General features: G+C 60.0%; 4 protein-coding genes. All 4 read right to left on the minus strand.

What is annotated here, in order from left to right; genetic code table 11:
- Nucleotides 1–163: 163 nt before the first annotated feature.
- Nucleotides 164–9,412 (minus strand): beta strand repeat-containing protein, encoded by a 9,249-nt coding sequence (locus tag AC1DX4_RS23410; RefSeq protein ID WP_477222542.1) that lies wholly within the window; start codon nt 9,410–9,412, stop codon nt 164–166.
- Nucleotides 9,405–9,773, minus strand: a complete 369-nt coding sequence (locus AC1DX4_RS23415; RefSeq protein WP_477222543.1) for a hypothetical protein — start codon at nt 9,771–9,773, stop codon at nt 9,405–9,407. The genes AC1DX4_RS23410 and AC1DX4_RS23415 overlap by 8 nt, the downstream gene beginning before the upstream one ends.
- Nucleotides 9,774–10,147: 374 nt before the next feature.
- Nucleotides 10,148–11,680 carry an HlyD family type I secretion periplasmic adaptor subunit gene (locus tag AC1DX4_RS23420; RefSeq protein ID WP_477222544.1) on the minus strand — a complete coding sequence of 511 codons (1,533 nt, stop codon included), beginning with the start codon at nt 11,678–11,680 and terminating at the stop codon, nt 10,148–10,150.
- Nucleotides 11,677–13,860 carry a type I secretion system permease/ATPase gene (locus AC1DX4_RS23425; RefSeq protein WP_477222545.1) on the minus strand — a complete coding sequence of 728 codons (2,184 nt, stop codon included), beginning with the start codon at nt 13,858–13,860 and terminating at the stop codon, nt 11,677–11,679. Before AC1DX4_RS23425 ends, AC1DX4_RS23420 begins: the two co-directional genes overlap by 4 nt.
- Nucleotides 13,861–13,872: the final 12 nt, after the last annotated feature.

Here is a 13,872-nt window from a genome sequence, read left to right on the forward strand (position 1 = left end):
CCGCGGGCAATTGGAAAGGACCCACGCGACGCTTCTTGCAGGTGCCGCCACCGGTCTCGATCAATCTTGGCCCACCAAAAAAGCCCTGTAACTACCTGATTTTATTTATCTATATTTCCCATCCATCAAACTTGGCACTCTACGCGCCAAGCCATAGCGCGGGTCAGACGATGTGGAACTCCGACGATGTGAGACTGGAAGCGGTAACGTTCTTCAAAGTCAGGACATCCGACCCGTCCAACGTAATCAACGTGTTCGCCCCCGATTGGCTCATATCGCCCTGAAGCACCGCCCAGGTCGCGAAATCGAGATGGCTGACGGTGAACGAATCCGTCGACCCGAAGCCGGTAACCGAGTCGAGGCCGAAGAGTTGCGGGAGGGTAAGGGCATCGCTCGTCCCTGTCATCGTGACGTTGTCACCGCTGTTGATTTTGATCGTGTTGCCATTGCCGGCGACGGTTCCCGTCGCGTTGGCGGCGAAGGTAATCGTGTCGCTGGTTGCGGTGAGGCTGTCGCCGGTGTTCTCGGTGATCGAAGCGCCCGTCCCCGTGATCGTATCGGTGGCGCTGGCCGCGAAGGTCAGGACGTCCGTCGATACCGCCGCGATCGTCGCGCCGCTGCCCGAGATCGTATCGGTCGCGTTCGCGCCGGGCGTGATCGTGTCGCTGGTCGTCACATGGAGGGCGTTTCCGGTGCCCGACAGCGTTCCTGTGGCGCTTGAAGCGTAGGTGATCGTGTCGCCGGAGGCCGTCAGCGTGTCGCCGCTGCCCGCGTTGATCGCGTCGCCGCTGCCGGTCACCGTCGCCGTCGCGCTCGCCGCAACCGTGATTGTGTCACCGGAGGCCGTCAACACGTCGCCGGTCGCCGCGTTGATCGCGTTGCCGCTCCCGGTCACCGTCGCCGTCGCGCCCGCCGCAACCGTGATCGTGTCGCCCGACGCCGTCAGGACGTCGCCAGTCGCCTCATTGATATGGGCGCCCGTTCCAGTGATCGTGTCGGTCAAGCCCGCGCCAAACGTGATCGTGTCCGTCGAAACCACCGAGACCGTGTTCCCGCTGCCGTTGATCGTTCCCGTGGCGCTTGCGGCGTAATTGATCGTGTCGTTCGAAGCCGTCAGCGTATCGCCGCTGCCCGCGTTGATCGTGTCGCCGCTGCCCGTGACCGTCGCCGTTGCGCTCGCGGCAACCGTGATCGTGTCGCTCGAGGCCGTCAGCACGTCGCCGGTAGCCTCGGTGATGGTGTTGCCGCTGCCCGTCACCGTCGCGGTCACGCTCGCCGCCAAGGCGATCCGCTCGGATGACGCCGTCAGGACGTCACCAGTCGCCTCATTGATCAAGGCGCCCGTTCCAGTGATCGTGTCGGTCAAGCTCGCGCCAAACGTGATCGTGTCCGTCGAAACCACCGAAACCGTGTTCCCGCTGCCGTTGATCGTTCCCGTGGCGCTTGCGGCGTAATTGATCGTGTCGTTCGAAGCCGTAAGCGTATCGCCGCTGCCCGCGTTGATCGTGTCGCCACTGCCCGTGACCGTCGCCGTCGCGCTCGCTGCAACCGTGATCGTGTCAGATGAGGCCGTCAGCACGTCGCCGGTCGCCTCGGTGATGGTGTTGCCGCTGCCCGTCACTGTCGCGGTCACGCTCGCCGCCAGGGCGATCCGCTCGGATGATGCCGTCAGCACGTCGCCAGTCGCCTCATTGATCAAGGCGCCCGTTCCAGTGATCGTGTCGGTCAAGCTCGTGCCAAACGTGATCGTGTCCGTCGAAACCACCGCGATGGTTGCCCCGCTCCCCGACACCGTGTCGGTGGCGCTCGCCCCAAATGTCGCCGTATTCCCCGACGCTACTTTGACGGTATTGCCATTGCCCGAGATCGTCGCCACCGCATTCGTCGCCAGTGTGATCGTGTCGCTGGTTGCTGTGAGGCTGTCGCCGGTGTTCTCGGTGATCGAAACGCCCGTACCCGTGATCGTATCGGTGGCGCTGGCCGCGAAGGTCAGGATGTCCGTCGATACCGCCGCGATCGTCGCGCCGCTGCCGGAGATAGTGTCGGTCGCGTTCGCACCGGGTGTGATCGTGTCGCTGGTCGTCACATGGAGGGTGTTTCCGGTGCCCGACAGCGTTCCTGTGGCGCTCGAAGCGTAGGTGATCGTGTCGTTGGAGGCCGTCAGCGTGTCGCCGCTACCCGCGTTGATCGTGTCGCCGCTGCCGGTCACCGTCGCCGTCGCGCTCGCCGCAACCGTGATCGTGTCGCCTGAGGCCGTCAGCTTGGCGCCGGTCGCAAGGGTGATGGTGTTGCCAGACCCCGTCACCGTCGCTGTGGCGGAGGCAGCAACACCGACCGTTTCTGAGCTCGCGGTGATCACATCGCCATTGGTCAAATTGAGCGTGAGGCCTGTGGTCGACAAAGTGTCGGTTGAACCAGCCCCGAAGTTGATGACCGAACCGCTGCTGGCATTGATCGTGTCGCTGCTGCCAGTGAGCGTTACGCTGGCACCAGCGGCAATGGAGATCGTATTGCTTGAAGCTGTCAGCGTGTCGCCATTGGCGAGAGAGATCTGGTTGCCCGAACCGGTCAGAACATCCGCAGCGCTGGCCGCGAGCGTGATGGAAGCATTCGAAGCGCTGGTGGTGGAGTAAGTCGAGGTGTTTGGATAGTCCCCAAAGCCCGATGGTCCAGCACCGACATAGATGACGTCATTCGTGGAACCCGCCTTCAGCGTCAATTGCGAAGGCCCAGCTTGGGTAATCTGGTCATAATTGCCAGTCACCGTGGCGATGCCGTTATAATCGATCAGAACATCGGCATTAGAAGCCGTCACCGTTGCCGTGAAACCGACGACTTCAACCGCATTGTTGGAGCCGTTCATGGTCACGCTGCCCAAATCTCCCTGGACCTGGACGAGATCGTCGCTGCCATTGACCGTCATCGCCACCGCATCACCAGAGGTCGCATTCATATCGACGATGAAGTCATGCGAATAAGAATAGGTCCCGGCGGTTCCGACCTGGATCGAGCTTGAGCCAGGACTGATCCAGTTGGGTGAGGTCGCAATGGTACCGGCACCGGCAAAGAGCAGGCTGACATTGGGGTCCGTAGCGGTGCGACTTGTGTTGAAATCATAGTCCGCCGCATACTGAGCCACCTGCACGGCGGCTTGTGCCCAATCGTCGGAAATGCCTTGCACGCCTTGGGAGTTTTCTTGCGCGATATAATACCCCGTATTGGCCATTTCTTCTGCCGTTGGCAATCGACCGAAAGCATTCTCATAGAATGGAATAGGGCTGTTCATATATCCGGCTATGCCTTGATAGGTTTGCCATAAAGCGAAGTTCGCGTGATATTCTGGTGAGTCAAGGTAGATTTTATAGGCCAGTTGTTCTTCGTTGAAGACGCCGTTGGTGATGTATTCCGATAGGTATTGGGTTTGGGAATCGTCCATCGCATGACCCATCATCACGAGGTACAATTCATTCGCCTGGGCGATATATTGGTTTTCAAGTCCTACCGAGATGGTGATGGTTTTCTGAGCATCGCCCAAGCCGTCATTGATCGTCCAGGTGTCCATGCCGTTGGCGTCAATGCCATGGGTCGACCAACCAGAGGCCGAACCATTGCTGGCGGCCACACTGCCCGATGTCACACTCCGCGACCATTGATAGCTGCCATAGGCATTGGCAAAATCCACCGTGGTATCGGTAATGCCGCTCGAGGCGACCAGGGTCGTGATCAGGCCATTGGCGCTGCGGGTATAGGTATTGCTGCCGGTGACCGCTCCGCTCGGTCCCGTCGTATTGCTGTAGTAGTTGTCAACCGTGGTGGAGGAGCCATCCGGGTTGACTGTTGTGGTATCAACCTGTTCGACGACTCCATTCCCATCATTATCTACCTGCTTGACGGTCACCAGCCCGTTGGCGCTGACCGTCGTGACGATCTTCTGGCGCAGATTGCTGAAGCTGTTGCCGAAGGCGCTTTGTGTTGTCGTGGTCTGGCTGCCATCGACATTGAGCATAGTGGCGGCGGAACCTATAATGTCGGTGGCCAGCATGGAGCCCGGCAGGCCGGACCCGGATTTGATATCCGAGGCTGCCGTGGTCAGTGTCGATTTGGATTCAAGCCCGGTCGTGTCGAAGGCAAAGCCTGTACTCAAGCCCGAGGCCGACACCTCCTGCGCACTCTGGCTGACCGTCAGGCTACGCGCGTCCTGGTCAGTGATTGCGAGCAGTTGTCCGGCATCGGCCGTGGTCGACCAATTGAAGGTCTGTTCGTAAGCAGGAGCCCCAAACGCACCAGTACCGCTCCTGGTCTCGGTCGTCGTGCCATCGGCATTTCGAACATAGACATCCGTTGTGAGATTGTAGGGTGTGGCAAAGCTGGGCGTATAGGTGGCCGGAGGAGAATCCCCTTCCCCCAGATCGCTAGCATCGGCGGTGATGGTCTGCCCGGATGCATCATAAGCGTTCTTGGTCGTTGTCGTGGTGGTGCGCCCGTCCCAGCTCACATTGGTGATGGTTTGCGCCAGGATGGTGCTCAATGCGCTCTGGTCGTAATAGGTCTCGGTCTCGGTAGTAGACCCGTCGAGATTGATGGTCTTCTGGTCTGTATAGAGGGCGCTGGCCGCGCCCTGCTGCTGCAACGACGTGGTGTCGGAAAGACCATTGCCGGAGACCGTGGTAGTCTCGGTGTCAGCAGCCGTTCCACCCACCGTATCGGCATTGGTCGTTGTTTCAGCACCGGTGGCTGCAATCACCGTGCTGCTGGTCTCCGATTCGGTGGTGCTTGCCGCCATGGCCGAATTCAACCGGCCACTGAGCGTAAGGGACGTGGTGGATGTGAGACCATTGCCGCTCACATTCGTGGTGCCGGAGGTGGCGAGCGTCGTGCCCGAAACCACCACATCGCTGTCGCTGAAGACTGTGGCGGCGCTGCCATCGGTGTTGAGGGTCTCGGTGGTGCTTTGCGTATCGGTGACCACACCCGACCCATTCTTATAGGTCTTGGTGATGGCCAGGCCATTGGCGCTGGTCGCCGTTACGATCGTGCTGAGGAGCACGGCAGCGGCACCCCAACTGGTCAAGGTCTCGGTGAGCGAGCCATCGGCATTGGTCTGGTCGACATCGGACTGGTCCAGATGGGTGAGCGTTCCCGTCTCATCGAGATAGTGGTTGGTGGTCACCGTCAGCCGGTCGGCGCTGGTGGTGGTGACGGACTGGGTTTCGGTTGATCCGTTCTGGGCCTTGGCGGTAACGGTTTCCGTCTCGCTGCCATCGGCATTGACGGCTGTCAGATCGGTGACGACCTTGTTGAAAACCGCAGCACCGCCACTCACCGCGCCATTCTGGTCAGAGGACGTCGTGGTTGAAAGACCATTGCCGGATACGGTCGTGACTTTCTCCGAGACCAGGCCACTGGTGTTATTCAGTGAAGCCGTATCCGTGACGCTGCCATCGGCATTGACGGTCTTGGCGTCGGTCTTCGAGAAGTCCCAAGTCCCATCCCCGTTTACATCTGTAGAGAGCGTCGTGGTCAGGGCGTTGCCGCTCACCGCTTGCTTGGTCTGCCGCAGCAGGGCGCCACCCTGCGAGGCATAGATCTGCACGGTCTCGTCTACCTCGCCGGTGGCCAGAGGGGTCACCGTGTCGGTGGAATAAAACGGCACCGAACCATTGGACTGCGAGGTCGTCGTGGTCTGCCGGCCGACACCGGACACCAGGACATTGGCCGTGGTGGTGCTGACATCGCGCACCGTGCCCGCACTCGTTCCGGTATAGTCCGTGACAGTCTCGGTGGTGCTGCCATTGGCATTGTACTGCAAATTGTCGGTCGTGCTCTGGTCGATGGTCCCATCGCCATTGAAGTCATGGCTGACAGTCTTGCTTAGACCGTTCGCGGAGACCAAGGTCTGGGTTTGGTCGAGCAGTGTTGATCCTGAGCCATTGTACTTGCCAACGGTGGTGGTCAGGCTGCCATTCGTCGAATAGGTTTCCGACGTCTTTGTATTGAGATCGTTTGTGCCATCGCCATTGACATCCCGGGTGACGTTGTTCGACGTTCCAGTGCCACTCACATAAGTATCGGCACGATCGAGCAGCGTGCCATTGGGTGCCGAGGCCGTTTGCTCGGTCAGGGTCGAGCCGTCCGCATTGTAGGTCGTGCTCGCGGTTGTCGTGCTGTCCCAGGCATTGCCATGGCCGGTCGCGTCAATATTGGTGGTTGTTGTGAGCCCGTTGGCGGAGGTCACTGTCTCGGCCCGGTTGACCAGGCTGCCATTGATGGCAAACCGGCTGGTGAGGTCGGTCACCGTCCCGCTGGAAGCCGTGGTTATGGACTCGGTCTTATCGACATAGGCCGTGTTGGTTCCGCTCACCGTCTGCACGCCATAGTCGGTGATGGTCTGCGTGCGCCGGTCGGCCGAGGTCACCGTCACCGCCTGGTGCAGCAGACTGCCATTGGAACTGGTGGTGGTCACCGTCTCTGTCACCGAGCCATCGGCATTGTTGACCTTCTGGTCCTTGAGCGTGGTATCGGTCACCCCGTCACCATTGACATCGGTGGCCGTGGTCACCGTGAGACCATCGGCGCTGGTGGTGATGATGGTCTGATCAAGCAACGTGCCGTTGCTGGCATAGTTTCCAATGGTCTCCGTGGCGCTGCCATCGGCATTCTTGACCGTGACATCGGTTACCTTGGTGTCGATGACGCCATCGCCATTCACATCCGTCGTCGTGGTCCTGGACAAGCCATCCGCCGAGGTGGTGACCACGCCTTGGTTGAGCAGCGAGCCATTGGCGGCCAGACTGGAGGTCGTGTCGGTCTTGATCCCGGTCGTGGCATTGATGCTAACCGTCTCGGTGCTCGTGGCGTGGCCAATGCCTAGGCTATCGTTGGAGATTGTCTTGCTGATCTGGTCAGCGCCCAGGTGGGTGGTGATCTGGCTGACCAGGCTGCCATTGAGCGAAGTGATAGTCACCACCTCGTCGCGGCTGCCATCGGTATTGAGCGTCATGGTGTCGGTGGTGGTACGGTCCGCGCCATGCGTGCCGTTCAGGTCCTGCACTGTGGTGGTGGACAGGCCATCGGCGCTCTTCGTAACGGTCTGGCCATCGATATAGGCGCCGTTGCCGCCATAGTTCTGAAGGGTGGAGGTCGAAGTGCCATCGGCATTGGTGGTGATCACGGTGTTGACCGCCCGATCCACCGTGCCGCCTCCCATATGATCGGTCGAGACCGTCTGGGTCTTGCCGTCAGCACTTATGGCTGTCCATACCGTGCCCAAATCCGATCCATTGTTCGAAGTGGTGGCCACGGTCTCGTTGCGCGAGCCATTGGTGTTGACCACAAGGCTATCTATAACGGTCAGATCGGTGGTGCTGTTGCCGTCGATGTCGGTAGCCACGGTCTTGGTCAGGCCATTGGCCGAATAGCTGGTCGTGCTCTTGTTGATCTCGCTGCCATCGGCATTGAGGTTGGTAATCGTATCGGTGCGCGAGGCGTCGACAGCCGTGGCCTGCACTTCCACCTGGGCGAACCAGCCGCCGCCTGTCGCATCCCGCGAGATGGTAATGGTTTTGCCATCGGCCGAAGTCACCGTCTGCACCGCCGAGAGCTTGGTGCCGCCGCCATTATAGTTGGTCCACAGTTCCGTCGTGTTGCCCGAGACATCCACGGAAGTGGCGATCACCTGCTTCCGATCGATGACCCCGTCGCCATTGTCGTCATAGGTTGTGGTTCTTGTCACGCTGCTGCCGTTGACCACCGTCGTCTGCACATCCGCGAAGGCGACGGAGCCGTCGGCATTGGTGCCGGTATTGGTGATCACCGTGGTGGTGACGCCAGCCACCGTGGATGTGTTGGTGTTGGTGCTGACTGCATAGCCACTTGCATCAGATGCAAGAGTGCTGGCGGCCACAGTGCCCGTCGTGCCGTCGCCTTTCGTGAACGTCGTCTCGCTCGTGATGGCTGAGCCGTCCGCATATTGGATATCCGTCGTATCGCCCGTCAGGTTGATCGACGTGATCCCCGCTTGGGCCAACGTCTCGACTGTCGTCGTTCCATCGGCATTCGTCACCATCACTTTGAACTGCGACCACTTGGCGTCGGAGGCATTGAACACCCCATCGCCATTGCTGTCGAAGACATCCCGCAGGGCCTGCATGTCGTCCTTGGCGGTCGGGTCCCACTGTGTGAAAATGTACTGGCTCTTGTCGACGATCTCGTTCAGGTTGTTCGGATCGTAGAACAGCACCGCCGTCCCCGCCCCAGCCCAGGCCGTTCTATGCGAAAGCCCAGAGCCTGTCGTGTCGAGGAAGGTGTTCGACCGGCTCAGCTCGGTGATGTTGATGCCCTTGCCCGAAACGTCGAGCAGGATCGGGGCGAAATCGTCGCCGCTGTCACCCATGTCCGGGTAGTCGCCGCCGCTCGGCGGATAGTAGTCGCCGACATCGCCGCCTCCATCGCCACCGTCACCGCTCGAACCGTCACTGCCGCTAGCAGAGCCAGTGACGGTCGGATCGGGATAATAGTTAGTCGGGTCATAGCTGCCGGACGAACTCGAATCGTTGCCGCCAGTCGGGTCAGGGTAGTAACCGCTGGGGACGTAGCCGCCCGCATCGCTCGCAATGTAATCGCCTGCCGGGCTCAGATCGTCTGGGTTATCAAGATTGCTAGGGTCAAACCCCGCACCGAAGATGTTCGAATAATTTGCAGAGGAACCAGCGCTCGCATAGGGGCTGCTGTCGCCCGGATAGGAAACCCCACCCAAGGTGACACCCGGCTCGGCTCCGTTGAGATAGCTTCCGTCGTTGGAGCTGTCCGCGCCGATGCCGGGGAATTGAGATGGGTTGACAGCACCATTCCCACCGCCTTGAGATGCCCAATCGGCAGGCGTCATCTGTTCCTTGGGCGAGTCAGTCCCGGTACCGTCTCCTGTATATCCTGTCCCGATAGCAAACGGTCCTTGCTTATATGGGTTAGGATCGTCGATTGAGTTCGGCAAATATGAGTATGGGCTTTGTGGATCGTTCGAGAACATAGGTTGAGGAGGTGAGTCGATGAGTTTCTGAGTCGCGAGCCCGGCGATGATTTCTCCCGCATAGCCTCCCCCAAAGGGAAATACCGCCTCTCCGCCGAGGCCCCCAATGAATTCCGCACCCACTTGCGTAGCTGTCGCAGTAGTAGCATCGAGTAAAGACATTCCGTCTTCATAATAATAATGAATGAATCCCGTGGCCGATCCCAAAAAACGAAGGCTGACATCGGCGTCTTCCGTCAAGGTCTCGAGCGCGGGCTCTGCATATTGATTTTTTATTACTTCCAATGAAGTATTTAGACCGGAAAGGGCATTGTCTAGCCATTCTCCGGCTCGACCGAACCCAATTATCTCCTCATTTGGGTTATTTTTAGCGTTAGTTTCATTCATCTCTTCCTCCATTCCTCTTGGCTATGAGGAATTTTTGCTGTGCACGCGCCATTCTTATATTAAAACTTCCCAGAAGGTATCCCATAAGAGGGATTCCAAGAATTGGTAAAAAAATGTCTTTTTTTAATATGCAGTGAAAAATAACTATTATAAATAATATTCCAATAAATAGCTGCAACACCGAAGCAAATCCATCTGCAAACATACGATTTTTTGGAAGGTAACTTTCCATCCACGGCCACACTAACTTGTTGTTACCCCAGAATTGATCAATTTGAATAGGATCACGCGTTGCGCTTTCAGAATCTTTAGTCCCAATAAAGTTTTCATTTGGACTTTTTGAGCTATGCGCCTCAGCCATTTGCTCGCTCATTTGGCGCCATTAAATAAACTGCAAGGCAGGCGTAAAACGCGTGATCCGGAATAGACATTGTATAACATCCACATGATACGAATGTTGGTGATATTAAACCATCGATCAAACCGCCATGGGATAAGCAATCCAGAACAGACTGATTTATCCTAGACATATGCTCGACTGCCTCCACATCACCCCACTTTGACGGAACTATATCATTCCAACCTGACGGCAACTTGACGAGATCCCGATTTCTGAAAATAACTTCCGATGGCAGCCGACATTGTCCCGCTTAAATCCGAAACCACTTGAAGAACGCCACGGAGAGCGCGCTTCGCCTACCGCTGCATGTGGTGAGGCCAGCCCAGCGGAACCCCTCACCGCTCACGCATCGCCTCAGCGCTAATCTTTGACAAGGGCGAGAGCAGATAGTCGATGATGCGTCGGCTATCGGTATGAATCTCGGCGCTCACCGTCATGCCAGGGCTGAGCGGGATTTTTGCATCGCCAACCGGCATCGCCGTCTCTTCGAGTTCTATCGTGACCGGGAATACAAAGCTCTCGATTTGCCCGGGCGATTCCGGGGCCGGAGCGTTCACTTCGTTGGCCGAAGCGGCCGCGTTGGCAAGGGCGCGTTTAGCCTCCTGCTCATCGAGCGCCTCGGGCGCGATACGGATAACGTGGCCATGGAGCGTGCCGAAGCGGGTGAACGGAAACGCGTCGACCTTGATTGCCACGTCCTGCCCGGCATGCACGAAACCGATATCTAGATTGGCGACGAGCGCTTCGACCTGGAGCTTGCCACCGCGAGGCGAAACCACCAGCAGCTGCTGGCCCGACGTGAACACTTGCCCGACCGTGGTTGCAGCGAGTTTCTGCACGACGCCGTCGATCGGCGACTCGAGCTTTGTGCGGCCGACGCGCGTCGCCGCCTTGGCGACCGTCTGCTGGGCTTCGTCGGCTTTCTTGGCGGCGTCGGCGAGCTTGTTTTCGTTGTCCGCGATGAATTCTGAGACCGCCTTGGTCTTCTCGCTTGAGAGTTCGCGCAAGGCCGCGTCGGTTTCGATCAATTCGCCCTGATCGGACGCCAGTGCGGACTGCGACTTCTGCAGGTCTTCTTGCGCGTCATAAAGGTTGATCTTGGTGCCGACCTCCTTCTTGATCGCCTCCTGCCATGTGCCGACACGCTGGTTGAGCGTAACAAGAAGCGTGTGTTGGAACTCGATGCTCATTTGCAGGCGCTGGCGCGTCGCCACCTTCTGCGAGGCTTGTTTGTCGAGGCTCTGCAACTGGCTCGTAAGCTGGTCAACGTCGGCGCTGAGGACGGCAAGCTCACGTAACCGGAAATTGGTCGGCAGTGCCGCGCCCCAATCGATCTTGTCCCTCGCCTCGGCGACGATGGAACCAAGCGACGGGGCGGGATCCTCGGGCGAGCCGCTCGCCAGCGAAGACTGGATCGGCGCCAGCGCGTCGATGGCGTAGCGACGCCGGGCCACTTCGGCGAGCGCCGCGAACCAGTCGTCGGTAGCGGATTGCTGATCCGCCATTGCTTCGGCGGGGTCAAATTCGATGAGCACATCGCCGGCCTTCACCGTCTGTCCCGCCTCGGCGTGGATCGCGGCGATCTTGCCAGGTTCCAGCGTCTGGAGCACCTTCGCGTGTCCGATGGATTCGATCTTTCCTGGCGCGACGGCCAGGACGTCGAGGCGCCCGAAGAACGACCAGACGAGCGCTACCGCGAAGAAGGCGCAGATCGTCAGCATGAAAACGACGGGCAGCGGTGCCGGCGGTGTTTCAAGGATTTCGAGCGCGGCCGGCAGGAACTCGCGATCACGGCCCGAGGTAAGCGACCCTAGAGGCCGCGGCGAACTCGGTGCGGGTGAGGAAGGAGGCGAGACGGGCTTGTTCATGCCGTGACCCTCGCCTGGTCCGACTGCAGGGCCCAAAGCCGAGCGTAAAGGCCGCCGTCGCGGCGCAGCAGTTCATCATGCGATCCCACTTCGACAATCTCGCCGCGCGCCATGCCGACGATCCGCGTGCAGGGGCGCAGTGCCGCGAGACGATGCGCGATGATGAGCACCGTGCGTCCGCGAACGATGGCGCGCATGTTTTCCTGTACGACCCGCTCGCTCTCGTAATCGAGCGCGGACGTTGCTTCGTCGAAAATGAGGATACGTGGGTTTGTCGCCAGCGCGCGGGCGATGGCGAGCCGCTGGCGCTGCCCGCCCGAGAGGTTCGCGCCGCGCTCTTCGACCATCGTGTCGTAGCCCTGCGGCAATTGCGCGATGAACTCGTCGGCGCCGGCGAGCCGCGCCGCTTGCATCACCATCGCACGTGCCATCGCCGGGTCGCCCAGCGCGATGTTCTCATGGATCGTGCGGTTGAAGAGCATATTCTCCTGCAGCACGACGCCGATCTGTCGGCGCAGCCAGCCGGGATCGAGCTGCGCGATGTCGACGCCGTCGAGCATCACTTGTCCTGCCTGCGGGCTGTAGAGCCGCTGCACGAGCTTCGTCAGCGTCGATTTGCCCGATCCCGATTGTCCAACGAAACCGATGACTTCGCCGGGAGGTATGGACAGCGTCACGCCTTTCAGCGCTTCGGAAGCTTCGGGGCTATAGCGCATGGTGACGCCCCGAAACTCGATCGCGCCGCGCGGCGGCGGCAGCGTGAGGAGATTTTGCGGTGCCGGCTCCGTCGGTGCGTTGAGGATGTCGCCAAGGCGCGACACCGAAACCTGCACCTGTTGGAAATCCTGCCAGAGCTGCGAGAGCCTCAGGATCGGCTGCACGACCTGCGCCGATATCATATTGAACGCGATGAGCTCGCCCACCGTCATCGTGCCCGCGATGACCGCCTGCGCGCCGAGGAACAGAATGAGCGCCGTTGTCGCCTTGCTGATGAACTGGATGACGTTTTGCCCGATCGCGCCGGTCACGCTGGCGTCGAAGGATTTGCTGACATAGGCCGCCAGCCGCTCCTCCCATTGCGCCTGCATCGTTGGCTCGACGCTGGCGGCCTTCAGCGTCTGCGCGCCGACGATGGACTCGACCAGGAACTGCTGGGAACGCGCGCCGCGATTGAACTTCTCGTTGATCTGCTGGCGCAATACCGGACGAAGCAGACCTGCGACGAGCAGATAGATCGGGATCGAGCCAAGGATGACGACCGTCAGCGTCGCTGAGTAGATGAAAAGGACGACGAAGAAAACGAGGGTGAAGACGAGATCGAGGAGCGATGTCAGGCCCTGGCCAGTGAGAAACCCACGGACGGTCTCCAGTTCACGCACCCGTGCCACTGTCTGTCCGGCGGCACGGGTTTCGAAATAGGCCAGCGGCAGATGGAAGAGATGGTGGAACAGCCGGCGCCCGAGCTCGACGTCGATGCGGTTTGTCGTGTGGTTCAGCGTATAGGCGCGCAGGAACTGCAGCACCGCCTCGAACAACCCGAGCGTCGTCATGCCCACCACGAGGACGACAAGCGTCGACAACCCCTTGTGTACGAGCACCTTGTCGACGACCAGCTGGAAGAAGATCGGCGTGACAAGGGCGAAAAGCTGGACGAACAACGAGGCGACCGCGACTTGCGTCAACGGCCGACGGTAGCGCAACAGCGACGGCAGGAACCACCGGAAGCCGAACGTCGTTGGGTCGTAACCGGCGCCACCCAGCCGGCGCGTGACCAGAACGGCTTCGCCCGATGAAGCCGCGAAAGCCTCTGTCAGGCTCATCTCGCGGGTCGTACGAAGGATCGGATCGATGAGACGCACCCGGCTGGGGTCCGCTCCGGCGCCCAGTACGACGCTGTTGCCGTCCGCGAGCCGCAGCAGCGCAGGATAGGGAACCGCGGCGAGCCGCTCGGGCGACCTGATCCGGATCGCACGTGATCGAAGGCCCAGCAGATTGGCGCCTCGCACGACGTCGTCGTTCGTGCCTCGCTGCGCGCCGAGCGCCAATTGATGATGGAGCTGGACCGGATCGGCTGCGACGCGAAAATAGCCAGCGATCAGCGAGAGGCCGGCCAATGCCGGATCGATCGGCGACGCCGTGTCCGGGATCGAGTACTCCGCCGCTGGAATCGTTTCCGTCATCGCCCCTCGCAA

Source organism: Mesorhizobium sp. P3_A8 (genome assembly GCF_056402995.1).

What these genes read in the sequence shown, in the direction of transcription:
- AC1DX4_RS23410 (WP_477222542.1), bottom strand. Translation starts at nt 9,412, where the DNA reads ATGAATGAAACTAACGCTAAAAATAACCCAAATGAGGAGATAATTGGG.
- AC1DX4_RS23415 (WP_477222543.1), bottom strand. Translation starts at nt 9,773, where the DNA reads ATGGCTGAGGCGCATAGCTCAAAAAGTCCAAATGAAAACTTTATTGGG.
- AC1DX4_RS23420 (WP_477222544.1), bottom strand. Translation starts at nt 11,680, where the DNA reads ATGAACAAGCCCGTCTCGCCTCCTTCCTCACCCGCACCGAGTTCGCCG.
- AC1DX4_RS23425 (WP_477222545.1), bottom strand. Translation starts at nt 13,860, where the DNA reads ATGACGGAAACGATTCCAGCGGCGGAGTACTCGATCCCGGACACGGCG.